Source organism: Streptomyces sp. NRRL F-5650, from assembly GCF_000721365.1.
GTDB lineage: Bacteria > Actinomycetota > Actinomycetes > Streptomycetales > Streptomycetaceae > Streptomyces > Streptomyces ardesiacus.
Genome location: NZ_JOGV01000058.1, coordinates 18,328 through 36,493, shown reverse-complemented (window position 1 = coordinate 36,493; position 18,166 = coordinate 18,328). Strand labels below are relative to the sequence as shown.

Here is an 18,166-nt window from a genome sequence, read left to right as displayed (position 1 = left end):
CCTCGTGGGTGGGCGGCGGGGGCTCCTCCTCGCCGTAGCCGGGGGGCGTGGTGGGGGGCGGAGGCTCCTCCTCGCCGTAGCCGGGGGGCTCCTGCGCCTCGTTCTCGCACTTGTTGCCGAACACCGGGTTCAGCGCGGCGATCAGGTCGACGCTGTTGCCGCAGAGGTTGACCGGTACGTCGACCGGGATCTGCGCGCTGTTGCCGGAGCCGACGCCGGGCGAGCCCTCGGTCGTGCCCTCCGCGTGGGAGCCGGACGCCGAGGACGAGCCCGGGGACGACGTGTCCTCGCCGTAGCCGCCGCCGTCGTTCCCGTAGCCGCTGGCGTGGCCGTCGGTCTGTTCGTCGGAGGCGTTCTCGCACGCGTTGCCGAAGGCGGGGTTCAGCGCGGCGATCACGTCGACGCTGTTGCCGCAGAGGTTCACCGGCACGTCGACGGGGGCCTGGAGGGCGTTGCCGGACACGGCGCCCGGCGAGTTCGTGGCGGCTCCGTCCGCATGCGAGTCGGCAAGGGCGGGGCTGCCGCACAGGGAAAGGATGCCCGTCGCGGCTGCCGCCGCGACCATCCCCCTGCTCAGGGTCTGTCGCACTCTGGTTGTCTTCCTGCTTGGAGAGATGAGAGATGAGAGTTCGCCGGAGAACGATCCGGCGCGATCCGGAGGACGGGCTGCAGAAAGGGAAAAGACCGGCCCCGAACCAAACGAGTTGGCCAGGGCCGGCCGTGACGCAGCCGGTCGGTGCGGAACTGCGTCAGCGGTTCACACACGCATTGCCGAACGCGGGGTTCAGCAGACCAACGACGTTGATGGAGTTGCCGCACACGTTGGCGCCGACGTTCACCGGCACCTGGACGACGTTGCCGGACAGCACGCCCGGGGAGCCTACGGCGGCACCCTCGGCACCGGCGTCGGCGAAGGCCGGGGCGGCCATGCCGAGGGCCATGATCGCGCCCGCGACGACAGCAGCGCTCTTCTTCATGAACTTTCCCTTCTCTGCGGTCATGCCTGAATGACGGCCGAAACCGCGCGAGCACAGCATTGACGGCTCGCACCATGACCTGCAGCCTGCAAACGAGGAATTGACGGCCGGGGAAACAGATGAACGTGGGACACCCCGGAATTCACCCGGATGCCTCGTCCGGCGGCCCGGCCATTCCCCCAGGAGAGCGACGCGTCGATCCGCTCCCCGGCGAAATCCCGTCCCGTTCACGGCCGGGCGGCCCGCGCGGAAGTCAGCGGGCCGCCCGTACCGGGCAGGGCCTGGGTTCAGCGGCCCTCGCCGTTCGCCGACAGCACCGACAGGTCCTCGAGGACGTGCGACAGGGCGCCGTCCCGCTTGGCCTGCGTGGAGTTGTCCGAGCACTGCTGGTTCAGGTCGTCCGACAGGACGTTGACGTCCTGGATCGGGACGAGGTTGACGACGGCGGCGTTGACTTCCTCGACGCCGAGGCACGGCTTGTTCAGCGAGCCCTCGACCAGCGAAAGCTGCGGGCTCATGTCACCCCTGGTCGCCGAGTTGCCGAACTCCGACTCGGCACCGTTGCCGTTGAGCACGGCCGGGCCGTTGTCGTCCCCGATGGCCAGGGCCTGGGGGGCGGCGGCAGCCGACATGCCGATCACAGAAGCGGCAGCCGCCGCGGCGACCATTGCCTTCTTGAGCACTTCGCGTTCCTTTCGTCGTAGCGACGCACTGTCCTACGGCCTCATCAACCCGGTGCGCCATGATTGGTTGCGGGCGTTCACCCGGTTGGCCCTCACCGGATCTCAAAATCGGCCCAAAAATCGCCGGGATTTCCGGGGGCGGGCGTGAACCCGTACACACTTCCCGCTGTCCGCCGTCGGAGTGAACGGGAGAAACCCGGACGGACCCACGGAGTTGACCAGTGCGCTCCGGTGGACGGGGTTTCCTCAGAAAGGACTGGCCAGTGATCAAGAAGGTAGCCGCCTACGCGGCGATCGCCGCCTCCGTCATGGGCGTCTCCGCTGCCGCGGCCCCGCAGGCGATGGCGATCGGCGACGACAGCGGGCCCGTCTCCGCCAACGGGAACGGCGCCTCGCAGTACTTCGGCAACTCGATGACCACGGGCAACATGAGCCCGCAGATGGCGCTCATCCAGGGCTCGTTCAACAAGCCGTGCATCGCGGTCAGCGACATCCCGGTCAGCGTCATCGGTCTGGTGCCGGTCCAGGACATCCCGATCCTGTCGGACGACCTGAACCAGCAGTGCACCGAGAACTCCACGCAGGCCAAGCGCGACGGTGCGCTGGCCCACCTGCTGGAGGACGTCTCGATCCTCTCCTCCAACGGCGAGGCCGGCGGGCGCTGACAGCGACCCCCGAGGGGCGGGACGCCGGGTACGCCGGCGGCCCGCCCCTTTCCCATGTCCCGCGCGGGGCGGGGCTCAGCGTTTCGGCGCCGCGTACAGCGCCTCGATCTCGTCCGCGTACGCCGCGACCGCCGCGTGCCGCTTGACCTTCAGGGACGGGGTCAGCAGCCCGTTCTCCTCGGTGAACTCGCCCTCGACGATCCGGAAGGTGCGGATCGACTCGGCCCGGGAGACGGCCGCGTTGGCGTGGTCGACGGCCTTCTGGACGTCGGCGCGCATCCGCTCGTCGTGCGCCAGCTCGGACAGCGGGGTGCCGGCGGGGAGCCCGCGCACCGCCAGCCAGTGGGCGACGGCGTCCGGGTCCAGGGTGACCAGCGCGGCGACGAAGGGCCGGTTGTCGCCGACGACCAGGCACTGGGCGACGGGGGGCCGGCTGCGCAGGCGGTCTTCCAGGACGGCCGGGGAGACGTTCTTGCCGCCCGAGGTGACCAGGAGGTCCTTCTTGCGGCCGGTGATGGTGAGGTAGCCGTCGGCGTCCAGGGAGCCGAGGTCGCCGGTGGCGAACCAGCCGTCGGTGAGGGCCTCCTCGGTGGCCTGCGGGTTGCCCCGGTAGGCGCCGAAGACGATGCCGCCCTTGACCAGCACCTCGCCGTCGTCCGCGATGCGCACGGCGGTGCCGGGGACCGGCGGGCCGACGGTGCCGGGGCGGGGGCCCAGCGGCGGGACGAGGGTGGCGGCGGCGGTGGTCTCGGTCAGGCCGTAGCCCTCGTAGACCATGATTCCCGCGGCGTAGAAGAAGAGGTTGAGGTCGCGCTCCAGCGGGGAGCCGCCGCTGATGGCGTAGCGCGTCCGGCCGCCGAGTTCCTTGCGCACCCGGCGGTAGACCAGCAGGTCGTACAGGGCCCAGCCGACCCACAGGCCGGGGGTGGGGCCCTTGCCGCGGCCCAGGAAGCGGTCCAGGTGGGCGCCGCCGAAGCGGACGGCGAGGCGGTGGGCGCGTTCGAAGGAGGCGCCGCGGCCGATCTTCTCGGCGGTGGCCCGGCCGGTGTCGTGGATCTTCTCGAACAGGTACGGCACGCCGACCAGGAAGGTCGGGCGGAACGACTTGAGCGCGGGGCGCAGTTCGTCGGGCCTGATGCTCGGGAAGTGGCCGATCTCGATGCGGGCCAGCAGGCAGGCGATCTGGATGGTGCGGCCCAGGATGTGGGCGAGGGGCAGGAAGAGGAGGGTCGAGGCGGTCTGGCCGGTGACCTCCTTGAAGATCGGGTGCAGCAGTTCGACCGTGTTGGCTGCCTCGGCGTGCAGGTTGGCGTGGGTGAGGACGCAGCCCTTGGGGCGGCCGGTGGTGCCGGAGGTGTAGCAGACGGTGGCGACCGAGTCGGGGGTGAGGGCGGTGCGGCGCTTGGTGACCTCCTCGTCGCTCACGCCCCGGCCGAGGGCGGTCAGGTCGGCGAGCGCGCCGGCGTCGAGTTCCCAGACGCGCGGCCGTCCGGGGTGGCCGACGGTGCCGGACGTGACGGTGGCGGTGTGGGCGGCGGTCTCGGTGACGACGTGCCGGGCGCCTGAGTCGCGGACGATCCACTCGACCTGGTCGGCGGAGGAGGTGGCGTAGACGGGGACGGTCTGGCCGCCGGCCGTCCAGATCGCGAAGTCCAGGACCGTCCACTCGTAACGGGTGCGGGACATGACGGCGACCCGGCCGCCGGGTTCCAGTCCGGCGGCGATCAGGCCCTTGGCCACGGCGGTGACCTCGCGGGCGAACTCCGCGGCGGTGACGGGCTGCCAGGCTCCGGCCGCCTGCCGGCGCAGGACCACCGCGCCGGGGGCCTCGGCGGCGTTGGTGAACGGGATGTCGGCGGTGCTGCCCTCGGCGGGGCGGGGCACGAGGGCGGCGGTGCGGGCCTCGCGGACGGTGCCGTGGGCGTCCCTGACGGTCTCGGTCCTCGCGCGGGAGACCGGGCCGCCGCGGTCTCTCGCCCGTTTCAGGTCCCTGTGTACGCCCATGGCGGCTCCCGGTCGCGGTCGGACTGCTGCGCTGTCGCGTGAACTCCTACCGAACTTACTTCGGAGTAAACTTACTCACGCGTAAGGAAACGTCAATGGGCGGACGCACCCGCGGGGCGGGCGGCGGCGGACGGACGGCGGGGCCCGCGCCGTTCTAGGAGACGACGTCCTTGCGGGCGAAACCCCGGAAGGCGAGGGCGAACAGGACGAGCGCGTAGGTGACGGAGACCGCCGTGCCCTGGAGCATGCCCGACCACTCCATCGTCGGCTGGACCGCGTCGGCACAGGCGAACTGCCAGTGCGCGGGCAGGAAGTCCCGCCAGTGGCCCAGCGCCGTCACGGCGTCCAGGACGTTGCCCACGATGGTGAGGCCGACGGCACCGCCGACCGCGCCGAGCGGGGCGTCGGTCCGGGTGGACAGCCAGAACGCGAGCCCCGCGGTGACCAGTTGGGACACGAAGATGTACGCCACGACCACCACCAGACGCTGCGCGGCCGTGCCCGGCGCGAGCGAGCCGCCGGTGGGGACGGCCAGCGGCCCCCAGCCGTAGGCGACGGTGCCCACGGCCAGCGCGACTAGGGGCAGCAGCACCATCGCGGCCAGGCTCAGCCCGAGCCCGACCGTCAGCTTGGACGCGAGCAGCCGGGCGCGCGGCACCGGCGCGGCGAGCAGGTAGCGCAGGGAGGACCAGTTGGCCTCGGAGGCGACGGTGTCCCCGCAGAACAGGGCGACCGGGACGACCAGCAGGAAGCCCGCCGAGACGAAGAGGTTGACGGCCGCGAAGTTGGCGCCGGAGGAGGTGGCGGTGTCCATCAGGGTGATGCGGTCGCCGCGGCCGTCCGGCTCGCCGCCGATCGCGAGGGCCACGACGAGGACGAACGGCAGGACGGCGAGGATCGCGCCCATGACGAGGGTCCGGCGCCGCTTGAGCTGGCGCACCAGTTCCACCCGCAGGGGCAGGGTGCGGCCCGCCCGGTAGCCGTACGCGGACTCGGTGGCCGGAACGGAGGCCGCTTCGGGCGCGGGCCCGGTCGTGGCCGGCTGGGTGGGCGTGCTCACGCGGAGCCTCCGATCAGGGTGAGGAAGGCGTCCTCCAGGCGGCGGTGCGGGCCGACCGACGCCACGGGGATCTCCAGGCGGACCAGTTCGGCGACCAGGGCGGGCGCGGTGCCGCCGGGGTCGAGGCGGACCAGGAGCCCGTCGTCGGTGTGCACGGCCGAGGAGACGCCGGGCAGGGCGGCGACCTTGTCGACGAGCGGTCCGTCCACGGGCCGGGCGGTGCCGACCAGGAGGGTGTCTCCGGAGCCGACGATCTCGGCGACCGGGCCCGCCTGGACCAGCCGGCCGCGGTCCATGACCACGAGGTGGGTGCAGGACTGTTCGACCTCGGCCAGCAGGTGGCTGGAGACGATCACGGTGCGTCCGGCCGCCGCGTAGCGGATCATCACCTCGCGCATCTCGCGGATCTGGGGCGGGTCGAGGCCGTTGGTCGGCTCGTCCAGGATGAGCAGGTCGGGCAGGCCGAGCATGGCCTGGGCGATCGCCAGGCGCTGGCGCATGCCCTGGGAGTAGGTGCGCACCGCGCGGGCGAGCGCGTCGCCGAGACCGGCGATCTCCAGGGCCTCGTCGAGGTGGGCGTCCTCGGGCGGGCGGCCGGTCGCCCGCCAGTACAGCTCCAGGTTCTCCCGGCCGGACAGGTGCGGCAGGAAGCCCGCGCCCTCGACGAAGGCGCCGACCCGGGACAGCACCGGGGCGCCGGGACGGATGGCGTGACCGAAGACCCTGATTCCGCCGTCGTCCGGCTCGATGAGCCCCATCAGCATCCGCAGAGTGGTCGTCTTCCCGGCGCCGTTGGGTCCGAGCAGGCCGAGCACCTGCCCCTTCTCCACGCGGAAGGACAACTCCCGCACCGCGTACCGCTCGGTGGACCCGGCGTAGCGCTTGCTCAGGCCGGTGATCTGGAGGGGTACGTCGGCGAGCGCGGGGTCGGGCGCGGGGGCGGCGGTGCGGCGGCGGCCGGTCCACAGCAGGACGAGGGCGACCGCGGCACCGGCCAGGGGCAGCCACCACACCCAGGCGGGCAGCGGGGCGGCGGCGGTCCGCACGCCGGGGGCGGTCGGCACCTTCAGGTCGCCCTTGAGGGAGACGGTGTACGTCGCCGGGGCGGCCGGGGAGGCGTGGCCGAGGTCGGTGGAGGCGAGGACCAGGCGCAGGCGGTGACCCTTCTCCACCTCGTGGTCGATCGCCGGGAGGGTGACCGTGACGTCCCTGCCCGCCTTGGCGCCCTCGACGCGCAAGGGGGTGACCAACTGGGCGGGCAGCACGGGCGTGGTGCCGCCGGGGCCGACGTCGTACACCTTGGCGAACAGGACGGCGTCCTCGGTGGTGGAGCGGACGTGGACGGTGGCCGCCGGGGAGCCGGTGATGCGCAGTCCGTCGGTCACGGGGGCGGACTCGAACGCGGCGTACTGGCCGGGGAAGTCCAGGGAGATCCCGACGCCGAGGGAGGAGAGCTGGGAGAGTCCTCCGGCGCCGCCGAGGCCGGGCAGGGCGGAGACGGCGGGCGGGTTGGCGCCCGCGGGGTTGTCGACGCTCTGCTCACGGCCGCGCAGCGGCACGGACCGCTCCCCGTCGGCGAGGCCCGGGTAGCGGTCGGCGCTCGCGCCGCGCAACTGGGCCCGGCCGTCGGTGGAGTCGACGCCGCCGGTGCGGGTGACGCGGAAGGCCGGGCCGGTGTCGGCGCCCGCGTCGTCCTTGAGGTACCGGTCGAACCAGGCGCCGACGCGGGCCTGGACGCGGTCGGTCTCCAGGTCGCCGCCGTCGTGGCCGCCCGCGATCCAGTCGACGTCCACGGGGGCGCCGTTGGCCCGGATCGCCTTCGCCGCGGCGTCGGCCTGGCCGAGCGGGAAGAGGGAGTCGGTCTGGCCCTGCACGAGCAGGGTGGGGACCTTGATGCGGTCGCCCACGGCCTGCGGGCTGCGCTCCTGGAGGAGCTTCGCGGCCTCGGCGTCGGGCGTGCCGGACTCGGCGACCCGCTGGTACATGCGGCACAGGTCGGGCTCGAACCGGTCGCAGCCGCCGCCGGAGTTGACGAAGATGCCGGCCCACAGCTTCTTGAAGACGCCGTTCGGGAACAGCGCGTCGGCGAGGTTCCAGTAGGTGACCGCCGGGGCGATGGCGTCCACCCGGGCGTCGTGCCCGGCCGCGAGAAGCGCGATCGCGCCGCCGTAGGAGCCGCCCGCGACGCCCACGCGGGGGTCGCCGTCCCGGTCGAGCCGGACGTCGGGCTGCCGGGCGAGCCAGTCGATCAGGCGGGAGACGTCGGCGACCTCGCCGTCCGGTGCGTTCAGCCCGATCTTCCCCGTGGACCCGCCGAAGCCGCGCGCCGACCAGGTCAGGACCGCGTACCCGTCCCTGGCCAGGTCCTCCGCCTGCTCCCGGACGTCCTCCTTGCTGCCGCCGAAGCCGTGCCCGAGCAGGACGGCCGGGCGGCGGCCGCCGGAGCCCGCCGTGAAGTACGAGGTGTCCAGACGGACGCCGTCGCCCACCGCCAGGGTCCGGTCGGCGCGCCGCACCGGGGCCGGGTCGTCACCGGCGACGGCCGTCCACGTCCCGGCGCCGGCGAGCACGACGACGGCGGCCGCGGCGGCGAGCATCCGCCGCGGCCCCCGCAGCAGCCCGCGCACACGGGGCAGTCGAAGATCCATGCGTCAACGGTACGGGCCGCCGCCGACAGCGGGGTCCTCCCGGGGGTCGGCCGGCGGCCCTCCCACGGACGTACACGGCCGGCCCCGCGTACCACGGGCGCGGTAGGCCGGACGGGTCCGGCGGCGGCCGCCGTCCGGTATCCGGACGCTGTCGGTGGGGGCCGGTAGAGTCCTTCGCACAGACGGCTCACAGGAAAAAGGCAACGGGGTGGGGGACTCATGAAGGTGAAGCACGGCGCGGTCTGGGTGGGGTTCACGGCGGCGGCTATGGTCGCGGCGACCGCGTGCGGCTCGGAGGGCGCGAGGACGGCGGCCGAGACGGCCGGCAAGGCCGCGGACAAGGCGGACATGGTCATGACGGCCCTCACCCGGGCCACCGACCGCACCCAGGAGCTGGGTTCCGCCGAGGTCAGGACGACGACCGACCTGGGCACCGGCGAGCCGGTCGCCATGGACGGCACGTACTCCTGGGGCGACGGCTACGCGTTCGACGCCGAGATGGACGCCGAGGCCGCGCAGTTGCAGGACCTGACGGACTCGCCGACGGTACGCACCCTGTTCGTCGACGGCGCCTACTACTACGACATCGACCCCCAGCCCGCCGGCCCGCTCGAGGGCAAGGAGTGGATGAAGATCGACGGGTCCGCCGTGTTCGGCGAGTCGGGTGCCGCCGCGATGGCCGGTGGCGCCGGCGAGGGCAGCCCGGCGGACGCCATGAAGAGTCTCAAGTACGCCGGGGACGTCGACAACCTCGGCAAGGAGACCGTCAACGGCAAGCCGACGACGCACTACCGCGCGGTGATCGACGAGAAGGACCTAGGCAGGTTCAAGGACGCCTTCGAGGGTGCCGACAGCCTGCTCGGCTCCGGCGGCGCCTCGATCACCATGGAGGTCTGGGTGGGCGCCGACGACCTGCCGGTGCGCCTGAGTCAGGACTTCGGCGCGATGAAGGTCACCATGGACTTCGACAAGTGGGGTGCCACGAAGGACATCGCCGCCCCGCCCGCCGACCAGGTCGGCGACCTCACGCAGGAAGTGAAGGACGCCGGGCTGGAGCAGGGCTAGTACGCGCGCGGGTGCCTTCGTCCCGGCCGGGACGAAGGCACCCTTCGGGGCCGCCTCAGTGGTTGCGCGGGAAGCCCAGGTCCACGCCCGCCGGGGCGTCGGCCGGGTCGGGCCAGCGGGTGGTGACGACCTTGCCGCGGGTGTAGAAGTGCGTGCCGTCGTTGCCGTAGATGTGGTGGTCGCCGAAGAGCGAGTCCTTCCAGCCGCCGAAGGAGTGGTAGCCGACGGGGACCGGGATCGGGACGTTCACGCCGACCATGCCGGCCTCGACCTCGAGCTGGAAGCGGCGGGCCGCGCCGCCGTCCCGGGTGAAGATCGCGGTGCCGTTGCCGAACGGCGAGGCGTTGATGAGGGCCACGCCCTCCTCGTAGGTCTCGGCGCGCAGCACGCACAGCACCGGGCCGAAGATCTCGTCCCGGTACGCCTTGGCGCCGGTCGGCACCCGGTCCAGCAGGGACAGGCCGATCCAGTGGCCGTTCTCGTGTCCCTCGACGGTGTAGCCGGTGCCGTCCAGGACGACCTCGCAGCCCTCGGCGGCGGCGCCCTCGACGTAGGAGGCGACCTTGTCGCGGTGCGCCTTGGTGATGAGCGGGCCCATCTCGGAGGACGGGTCGGTGCCGGGGCCGATCTTGATCTTCTCGGCGCGTTCGCGGATCTTCTCGACCAGCGTGTCGCCGACGGCACCGACCGCGACGACCGCGGAGACGGCCATGCAGCGTTCGCCGGCCGAGCCGTAGGCCGCGCTCACCGCCGCGTCCGCCGCCGCGTCGAGGTCGGCGTCGGGCAGCACCAGCATGTGGTTCTTGGCGCCGCCGAGGGCCTGCACGCGCTTGCCGTGGGCGGAGGCGGTGGTGTGGATGTGGCGGGCGATGGGGGTCGAGCCGACGAAGGAGACGGCCTGGACGTCCGGGTGCTCCAGGAGGCGGTCCACGGCCACCTTGTCACCGTGCACGACGTTGAAGACGCCGTCCGGCAGACCGGCCTCGGAGAGGAGTTCGGCGAGCTTCACGGCGGCCGAGGGGTCCTTCTCGCTCGGCTTGAGCACGAAGGTGTTGCCGCAGGCGATGGCGATGGGGACCATCCACAGCGGCACCATCGCCGGGAAGTTGAACGGCGTGATGCCCGCGACGACACCGAGCGGCTGCCGGATCGAGGCCACGTCGACGCGGGTGGCGACCTGCGTGGACAGCTCGCCCTTGAGCTGCACGCTGATGCCGCAGGCCAGGTCGACGATCTCCAGGCCGCGCGCGACCTCGCCGAGGGCGTCGGAGTGCACCTTGCCGTGCTCGGCGGTGATCAGCTCGGCGATCTCGTCGCGGTGGGCGTCCAGCAGCGCCCGGAACGCGAAGAGGATCGAGGTCCGCTGGGCCAGGGAGGACTGACCCCAGGTCAGGTACGCCTCCTTGGCGGCGGCTACCGCGGCGTCCACCTCGTCGACGGAGGCGAAGGCCACCTTGGTGGTGACCTCGCCGGTCGCCGGGTTCGTCACCGGCCCGTAGGTGCCCGAGGCGCCTTCGGCGGTCTTGCCGCCGATCCAGTGGTTGACGATGTTCGTCATGACCGAGAACTCCTTCGCGGGTGGCGGCGACGGGTCGAGACGTGCCGTTGGCGCAGCTCGCGCTGCTCGTGCTGCTGACGGGCCGGGGCCGGCGACGGGCGGGTCGCGGTCTCGGCGCCGACTCCATCCCAGCAGCCGGGGGCGGCGGGCGCGCCCGACACTGTGTCTGCGGTTTGGGCGTCCGCGTAGACACGTGGGGCAGTGTGGGCGCCCCGGGCGCCGCCGGCCGGCGCGCGACGCGGGAACCTCCGGCGCGGAGCCGGTGCGAGCGGGGAGTTGGCGCTCGTGCCTCGCTCCTGCCAGGGCGAGGCCGCCTTCCCGCGCCGGAGGCGTTCGGTGGGGGAACCGGCGCCCCGGCCGTGTGCCGTCGGGTCGTGCGCCATCGCGTTCCCTCCTTGCCCGCGCCCTTGCGTCACCCCGGTTTCTAGCCCTGTGCGTGCGGCCTGTCAATGTTTTGTCCGGACATTCGGACGACTTGATCCGGGTGGCGGCGGTCCGTGGCGTCACCGCGGAAGGGCACCGGCCGCCGCAGTCAACGCGCCGCGCCTGAACGGCCGCGTACGTCTGTGTGGCACTCGTGTCACAAAAGTGCCCTCCGGGTCACACGTGTCACGCGCGCGCGGGCCTTCCGTCACGCCCCGGAACGGGCCCCGACCGCCTCGCGCTCCGCGTCGTTCACCCGGAACAGGCTTGGTGATCGCCGGCGCAGCGCCCGGTTCCCCCCGGCGGCCGTCCCCGGCCGCCGCCGCGGCGCGCGCAGGGAGGTGCAGCGAGTGACCGACCGAAGGCTCTGGTCCTACCAGGACATCGCGGCCCACATCCACGTCCGGCCGGACACCGTGCGGTCGTACCGCAAGCACGGGCTGCTGCCCCCGCCCGACCACGTGGAGGGAGGAAAGCCGTACTGGTACGCGGACACGGTCCGGGCCTGGGTGGCGTCCCGGCCGCGCAACAGGAACAAGTAGGCACCGCCGGAAAACCGTTCGGTGCTCCGCCGCCGCATGGGGCACAGTCCGGTCCATGGACTTCTCCGTCAAACCCGTGCTGACCGGTGACAAAACCGTGCTGCGGCCGTTCACCGAGGCGGACGCCGACACGATGTGGGAGATCGTCAACGATCCCGAGGTGCGGCGCTTCACCGGCTCCCCGCCGCGCGAACTCACCCCCGAGGTGCTGCGCGGCTGGTACGGCTCGCGCGGTGCGCAGCCCGACCGGCTCGACCTGGCCGTCACCGACCCGGCCGACGGCGAGGTCCTCGGCGAGGTGGTGCTGCACGACTGGGAGCCGGAGAGCCGTTCCTGCACCTTCCGCACCCTGATCGGGGCGCGGGGGCGCGGCCGGGGCATCGGCACTGAGGCGACCCGGCTGATCGTCGGCCACGGCTTCACGGAACTCGGCCTGCACCGCGTCCAGTTGGACGCCTACGCCCACAACCACCGGGCGCTGCGGGTCTACGAGAAGGCAGGGTTCGTGCGCGAGGGCGTGCGGCGCAAGGTGGAGCGGCGCGACGGGGTGTGGGTGGACGAGGTGCTGATGGCCGTCCTCGACCACGAGTGGGCCGTCCACCGCGGGCACCCCGGAGCGGCCGTCACGGCTCGATGACCGTCACCCCCGCGCCGGGCGCCGTCCCCATCGCCGCGAGGGCCGCCGGGACCGCGTCCAGCCCGACGGTGGACGTCACCAGCAGGTCGGGCCTGAGGACCCCGGTGCGGACCAGTTCCAGCATCGGCGGGTAGGTGTGCGCGGCCATCCCGTGGCTGCCCAGCAGTTCCAGCTCCAGGGCGACCGCGCGGGCCATCGGCACCGGTGTGGTGCCGTCCGCCGAGGGCAGCAGCCCGACCTGGACGTGCCGGCCCCGTCGGCGCAGGCCCGCCACGGACGCGGCGCAGGTGGCGGGCGAGCCGAGGGCGTCCAGCGAGAGGTGGGCGCCGCCCCCGGTGAGGTCGCGGACGGCCACCGCCGTGTCCGGTGTCCGGGAGGCGTCCACGCACGCCGCCGCGCCGAAGGTGCGCGCCAGTTCCAGCGCGCGGGCCGACACGTCCACGGCGACCACGCGCGCGCCCGACGCCGCGGCGATCATCACCGCGGACAGGCCGACGCCGCCGCAGCCGTGCACCGCGACCCACTCCCCCGCCGCGACACGCCCCTGCTGCACCACGGCCCGGTAGGCGGTGGCGAACCGGCAGCCGAGCGAGGCGGCGGTGGCGTACGACATGCCGTCGGGCACGGCGACGAGGTTGACGTCGGCGTGGTCGAGCGCGACGTACTCGGCGAACGAACCCCAGTGGGTGAAGCCCGGCTGGGTCTGGCGCTCGCACACCTGCTGGTCCCCCGCCGCGCACGCCGCGCAGCTCCCGCAGGCGCAGACGAAGGGCACCGTCACCCGGTCGCCGGGCCGCCACCCGGCCACCCGGTCGCCGACCGCCTCGACGACGCCGGCGAGTTCGTGACCGGGCACGTGGGGCAGTGCGACGTCGGGGTCGTGGCCCTGCCACCCGTGCCAGTCGCTGCGGCACAGCCCGGTGGCCCCGACGCGGACCACGACGCCGTGCGGGGCGGGCTCCGGGTCGGCGACCTCGCGCACCTCGGCCGGCTCCCCGTAGCGCTCGAAGACGACCGCGCGCATCCGTTCACCCTCACTTCCGTACCGTCGTGACTGCCGGGGCGGGGTTTCCGCCTCCCGTCCCACATCTCACGGCAGGCTCATCCGGAGCCATACCCCCTAGGGGTACAGTGGGGAGTAAGTGGTCCAGCACGGACCCGCGGGTACCCGCCCGTGCCCATCCCCCGACGAGGAGTAACGACATGACCGCCCAGACCGACACCACCCAGGGCTCCGTCACCACCGTCTACAAGGTGAGCGGGATGAGCTGCGGCCACTGCGAGGGCGCCGTCTCCGGCGAGATCTCCGAGATCCCGGGCGTCACCTCCGTGCAGGCCGTCGCCGCCACCGGCGAGGTCACCGTCGTCTCCGGGGCCGCCCTCGACGACACGGCCGTGCGCGCCGCCGTGGACGAGGCGGGCTTCGAGCTCGTCGGCCGGGTCTGAGCCCGGCACCCCCACCCCGTCCTGGAGTCCGGACATGACCAGCACCACCGCGGACACCCGCACCGCCGCGACGACGGCCGACCCCGGCGGCGGCACCGGCACCGCTCTCGCCGAGGTCGAGCTGCTGATCGGCGGCATGACCTGCGCCTCCTGCGCGGCCCGCGTCGAGAAGAAGCTCAACCGCATGGACGGCGTCACCGCCACGGTGAACTACGCGACGGAGAAGGCCCGGGTCAGCTACCCGGCGACCACCGAGGTCGCCGACCTGATCGCCACCGTCGTGAAGACCGGGTACACGGCCGAGGAACCGGCGCCGCCGCCCGAGCCCGCCGACGAGACCGGCACCGGGGCGGAAGACGGCGGCGACGGCGGCGATCCCGAGCTGTCGGCGCTGCGCCGGCGCCTGACCGTCTCGGCGCTGCTCGCCGCCCCCGTGGTCCTGCTGGCGATGGTTCCGGCACTCCAGTTCGACAACTGGCAGTGGCTCTCGCTCACCCTGGCCGCGCCCGTGGTGGTCTGGGGCGGCCTGCCCTTCCACCGCGCCGCCTGGACGGGTGTCCGGCACGGCGCGGCCACCATGGACACGCTGGTCTCGCTCGGCACGCTGGCCGCGTTCGGCTGGTCGCTGTGGGCGCTGTTCTTCGGGGACGCGGGCATGCCGGGCATGCGGCACGGTTTCGACCTCACCGTCTCCCGCACCGACGGCGCCTCCGCGATCTACCTGGAGGCCGCCGCCGGGGTCACCGCCTTCCTGCTCCTCGGCCGCTGGCTGGAGGCGCGCGCCAAGCGCCGTGCCGGGGCCGCGCTGCGCGCGCTGATGGAGCTGGGCGCCAAGGACGTCGCCGTCCTGCGCGACGGGGGCGAGGTGCGGATACCGGTGGACCGGCTCGCGGTGGGCGACCGGTTCGTCGTCCGCCCCGGCGAGAAGATCGCCACGGACGGCACGGTGACCGAGGGCGCCTCGGCCGTGGACACCTCCATGCTGACCGGCGAGTCGGTGCCGGTGGACGTGGCCGTGGGCGACGCCGTCACGGGTGCCACGGTGAACGCCGGGGGGCGGCTGGTCGTGGAGGCGACCCGGGTGGGCGCGGACACCCGGCTCGCGCGGATGGCGAAGCTGGTGGAGGACGCGCAGAGCGGCAAGGCCCGGGTGCAGCGCCTCGCCGACCGCGTCTCGGGGGTCTTCGTCCCCGTCGTCCTGCTGATCGCGGTCGCCACCTTCGGCGGCTGGCTGGGTGCCACCGGTGACACGGTCGCCGCGTTCACCGCGTCCGTCGCCGTCCTGATCATCGCCTGCCCGTGCGCGCTGGGGCTCGCCACGCCGACCGCGCTGCTGGTCGGCACCGGCCGGGGCGCCCAGCTCGGCATCCTCATCAAGTGCCCGGAGGTCCTGGAGTCCACCCGTCGCGTCGACACGGTGGTCCTCGACAAGACCGGCACCGTCACCACCGGCCGCATGACCCTGCACGAGGTGTACGCCGCCGAGGGGACCGACGAGGAGGAGCTGCTGCGGCTCGCCGGGGCCGTGGAGCACGCCTCCGAGCACCCCGTGGCCCGCGCGGTCGCCGCCGGCGCCGAGGAGCGGCTGGGCGCGCTGCCCGGCGTGGCGGACTTCGAGAACGTCCCCGGGCGGGGCGTGCGGGCCCGTGTGGCGGGCCGCGAGGTGGCCGTGGGGCGTCTGTACGACACCCTGCCGCCCGACGTCGCGGCCGCCCGCGACGAGGCCGAGCGGCGGGGCCGTACGGCCGTCGTCGTCGGCTGGGACGGCGAGGCGCGCGGCGTCGTCGCCGTGGCCGACGCGGTGAAGGAGACCAGCGCCGAGGCGGTGACCCGGCTGCGCCGGCTGGGCCTGACGCCGGTCCTGCTGACGGGCGACAACCGCCGGGTGGCCGAGTCGGTCGCGGCGGCCGTCGGCATCGACGAGGTGATCGCCGGGGTGCTGCCCGAGGAGAAGGCCGCGGTGGTGGAGCGGCTGCGGGCCGAGGGCCGTACGGTCGCCATGGTCGGCGACGGCGTCAACGACGCGGCGGCGCTCGCCACCGCCGACCTGGGGCTCGCGATGGGCACGGGGACGGACGCGGCGATCGAGGCGGGCGACCTGACGCTGGTGCGCGGTGACCTCAGGGTGGCGGCCGACGCGATCCGGCTGTCCCGGCGCACCCTGTCCACCATCAAGGGCAACCTCGTGTGGGCCTTCGGCTACAACGTGGCCGCGCTGCCGCTGGCCGCCGCCGGGCTGCTGAACCCGATGATCGCGGGGGCGGCGATGGCCTTCTCGTCGGTCTTCGTGGTCACCAACAGCCTCCGCCTGCGCGCCTTTCGCTGACCCGGTGGTGGTCCGCATTTCACGCAGGTCGTGGGGCTGAGCCTCTGGAGTCCGGCACCCGACTCACATAAGCTCTTCACAAGGCTCGCGCAACTTCCTTACGCTGGAGGCCCGTGCGACGTACGGGTCTCTTGCGCACGTAAGGGACATTTGCAAGAGACGCAGATCACAGTGATGCGAACGTAACCATCCAAGGGGTTCGAAGGTCTAAGTTGGCGATGTCAGGCAGCGTCTTGGGGGGCGCGACCTGGCATCTGGGAATGTCTTGGGGGACTTTCCCAGAGCTGCGTTGCCGGGACACGTACACCGGGAAGCTTTGAGCGGCCCTCCCGGGCGTGCGCTGTCCCGGCAGACTGCACGACGAGCACGAACCAGTACGAACGAGCACGACAACGACGAGCACGACAACAGCGATTCAGGCGCTGTCCTCACAGACGCCCGGCCGGATCCCGTGGGGGGAATCCGCACCGGGACATGGGAAGGCGCCCTGGTCGTCGGCCCGTGGGGGGACCGGCGCCGGGGCGCCTTCTTCCTTGCGTTCACGCAACGCGCCCAAGGGGCGCGGGGAACTGCGCGACCAGCCGTAGGACTGTCCGCAGCCGCCCGCGCCCCTCAGCGACGAACTCTTGGGCGCACGGCACCGCCGCCGGCGGGTGTCAGCGCTCCTCGACGGGCACGAAGTCGCGCTCGACGACGCCCGTGTAGATCTGACGGGGGCGGCCGATGCGGGAACCCGGCTCCTTGATCATCTCGTGCCACTGGGCGATCCAGCCCGGCAGGCGGCCGAGGGCGAACAGGACCGTGAACATCTCGGTCGGGAAGCCCATGGCCCGGTAGATCAGGCCGGTGTAGAAGTCGACGTTCGGGTAGAGGCTGCGCGAGACGAAGTAGTCGTCGGAGAGCGCGTGCTCCTCCAGCTTCAGGGCGATGTCCAGCAGCTCGTCGGACTTGCCGAGGGCGGAGAGGACGTCGTGCGCGGCGGCCTTGATGATCTTGGCGCGCGGGTCGAAGTTCTTGTAGACCCGGTGGCCGAAGCCCATCAGGCGGACGCCGTCCTCCTTGTTCTTCACCTTGCGGATGAAGGAGTCGACGTCGCCGCCCGCGTCGCGGATGCCCTCCAGCATCTCCAGCACCGACTGGTTGGCGCCGCCGTGCAGCGGGCCCCACAGGGCGTTGATGCCGGCGGAGATCGAGGCGAACATGTTCGCCTGCGAGGAGCCGACCAGGCGGACGGTGGAGGTCGAGCAGTTCTGCTCGTGGTCCGCGTGCAGGATCAGCAGCTTGTCGAGCGCCGCGACGACGGTCGGGTCCAGCTCGTACTCCTGCGCCGGGACCGAGAAGGTCATGCGCAGGAAGTTCTCGACGTAGCCCAGGTCGTTGCGCGGGTAGACGAACGGGTGGCCGATCGACTTCTTGTACGCGTAGGCCGCGATCGTCGGGAGCTTGGCGAGCAGCCGGATCGTGGAGAGGTTGCGCTGGCGCTCGTCGAACGGGTTGTGGCTGTCCTGGTAGAACGTCGACAGCGCGGAGACCACCGACGACAGCATGGCCATCGGGTGGGCGTCGCGCGGGAAGCCCTTGTAGAAGTTCTTGACGTCCTCGTGCAGCAGGGTGTGCTGCGTGATCTCGTCCTTGAACGCGGACAGCTCGTCGACGGTCGGCAGCTCACCGTTGATCAGCAGGTAGGCGACCTCGACGAAGGAGGAGCGCTCGGCCAACTGCTCGATCGGGTAGCCGCGGTACCGCAGGATGCCGGCTTCGCCGTCGAGATAGGTAATGGCGGATTTGTAGGCGGCGGTGTTGCCGTATCCGCTGTCCAGCGTCACCAGACCGGTCTGGGCGCGGAGCTTCCCGATGTCGAAGCCCTTGTCGCCGACGGTGCTGTCGATCACCGGGTAGGTGTACTCGCCATCGCCGTACCGCAGTACTACAGAGTTGTCGCTCACGTCTTCCCTCACCGACGTAGTGCCTCATCTTCGAGGTGCCCTGACTGTCTCTACCATCCCCCACTTGGCTCAGGAGAGTGCACTCGGGGTCGACCATCGGGCCTATTGGCGGCACTCAGTGCCGCCAACTTGCTCATCCTGCCCGCTGCGGGGCCCATCCGGAAGTGCTGTGTGACCTTTCCGACT

Annotated in this window: 15 protein-coding genes; 6 read left to right on the top strand and 9 right to left on the bottom strand. The window is 72.6% G+C overall.

The window, feature by feature from the left end; all coding sequences use genetic code 11:
• The 3 genes from IG88_RS0134110 to rdlA all read right to left on the bottom strand — a co-directional run.
• Nucleotides 1–589, bottom strand: a 589-nt coding sequence (locus IG88_RS0134110; protein ID WP_234332429.1) for a chaplin, incomplete at its 3' end; no start/stop codon positions are given.
• 160 nt (nt 590–749) lie between these two features.
• Nucleotides 750–977, bottom strand: coding sequence for a chaplin ChpD (chpD, locus tag IG88_RS0134105; protein ID WP_030400018.1), 228 nt, complete (start codon nt 975–977; stop codon nt 750–752).
• A 287-nt stretch (nt 978–1,264) separates the two neighbouring features.
• Nucleotides 1,265–1,660, bottom strand: a complete 396-nt coding sequence (rdlA, locus tag IG88_RS0134100) for a rodlin RdlA (protein ID WP_031049668.1) — start codon at nt 1,658–1,660, stop codon at nt 1,265–1,267.
• Nucleotides 1,661–1,923: 263 nt separating this feature from the next.
• Here rdlA and rdlB point away from each other — a divergent pair, with 263 nt between their 5' ends.
• The gene (rdlB, locus tag IG88_RS0134095; protein WP_030400020.1) at nt 1,924–2,325 is read left to right on the top strand and encodes a rodlin RdlB; all 402 of its coding nucleotides are present in this window, start codon (nt 1,924–1,926) and stop codon (nt 2,323–2,325) included.
• 75 nt (nt 2,326–2,400) lie between these two features.
• Here the strand turns inward: rdlB and IG88_RS0134090 are convergent, their stop codons facing one another.
• The 3 genes from IG88_RS0134090 to IG88_RS0134080 form a co-directional block, all read right to left on the bottom strand.
• Complete coding sequence (locus tag IG88_RS0134090; RefSeq protein ID WP_031049665.1) at nt 2,401–4,329, bottom strand: AMP-dependent synthetase/ligase; 1,929 nt, start codon at nt 4,327–4,329, stop codon at nt 2,401–2,403.
• 154 nt (nt 4,330–4,483) lie between these two features.
• Nucleotides 4,484–5,389, bottom strand: a complete 906-nt coding sequence (locus IG88_RS0134085; RefSeq protein WP_031049662.1) for an ABC transporter permease — start codon at nt 5,387–5,389, stop codon at nt 4,484–4,486.
• The gene (locus IG88_RS0134080; RefSeq protein WP_031049659.1) at nt 5,386–8,037 is read right to left on the bottom strand and encodes an alpha/beta fold hydrolase; all 2,652 of its coding nucleotides are present in this window, start codon (nt 8,035–8,037) and stop codon (nt 5,386–5,388) included. Before IG88_RS0134080 ends, IG88_RS0134085 begins: the two co-directional genes overlap by 4 nt.
• A gap of 219 nt (nt 8,038–8,256) precedes the next feature.
• Between IG88_RS0134080 and IG88_RS0134075 the strand changes: the two genes are divergently transcribed.
• The gene (locus tag IG88_RS0134075; RefSeq protein WP_031049656.1) at nt 8,257–9,102 is read left to right on the top strand and encodes a hypothetical protein; all 846 of its coding nucleotides are present in this window, start codon (nt 8,257–8,259) and stop codon (nt 9,100–9,102) included.
• A gap of 55 nt (nt 9,103–9,157) precedes the next feature.
• On the opposite strand, the gene mmsA is transcribed toward IG88_RS0134075, so the two are convergent.
• Entirely contained in the window at nt 9,158–10,660 is a 1,503-nt protein-coding gene (gene mmsA / locus IG88_RS0134070) for a CoA-acylating methylmalonate-semialdehyde dehydrogenase (RefSeq protein ID WP_031049653.1), read from the bottom strand.
• A gap of 773 nt (nt 10,661–11,433) precedes the next feature.
• Between mmsA and IG88_RS43940 the strand changes: the two genes are divergently transcribed.
• Together IG88_RS43940 and IG88_RS0134060 are read left to right on the top strand one after the other, a co-directional pair.
• Complete coding sequence (locus IG88_RS43940) at nt 11,434–11,625, top strand: helix-turn-helix transcriptional regulator (RefSeq protein WP_030400026.1); 192 nt, start codon at nt 11,434–11,436, stop codon at nt 11,623–11,625.
• A 55-nt stretch (nt 11,626–11,680) separates the two neighbouring features.
• Nucleotides 11,681–12,262, top strand: a complete 582-nt coding sequence (locus IG88_RS0134060; RefSeq protein WP_031049650.1) for a GNAT family N-acetyltransferase — start codon at nt 11,681–11,683, stop codon at nt 12,260–12,262.
• Here the strand turns inward: IG88_RS0134060 and IG88_RS0134055 are convergent.
• Complete coding sequence (locus IG88_RS0134055; RefSeq protein WP_031049648.1) at nt 12,249–13,286, bottom strand: zinc-dependent alcohol dehydrogenase family protein; 1,038 nt, start codon at nt 13,284–13,286, stop codon at nt 12,249–12,251. The genes IG88_RS0134060 and IG88_RS0134055 overlap by 14 nt on opposite strands.
• A gap of 179 nt (nt 13,287–13,465) precedes the next feature.
• Between IG88_RS0134055 and IG88_RS0134050 the strand changes: the two genes are divergently transcribed.
• Together IG88_RS0134050 and IG88_RS0134045 are read left to right on the top strand one after the other, a co-directional pair.
• On the top strand, nt 13,466–13,708 hold the full coding sequence (locus IG88_RS0134050) for a heavy-metal-associated domain-containing protein (protein WP_031049646.1): 243 nt from the start codon (nt 13,466–13,468) through the stop codon (nt 13,706–13,708).
• A gap of 34 nt (nt 13,709–13,742) precedes the next feature.
• Nucleotides 13,743–16,034, top strand: a complete 2,292-nt coding sequence (locus IG88_RS0134045) for a heavy metal translocating P-type ATPase (protein ID WP_031049643.1) — start codon at nt 13,743–13,745, stop codon at nt 16,032–16,034.
• A 656-nt stretch (nt 16,035–16,690) separates the two neighbouring features.
• Here the strand turns inward: IG88_RS0134045 and IG88_RS0134040 are convergent.
• A complete protein-coding gene (locus tag IG88_RS0134040; RefSeq protein ID WP_031049642.1) occupies nt 16,691–17,980 on the bottom strand; it encodes a citrate synthase in 1,290 nt (429 codons plus the stop codon).
• Nucleotides 17,981–18,166: the final 186 nt, after the last annotated feature.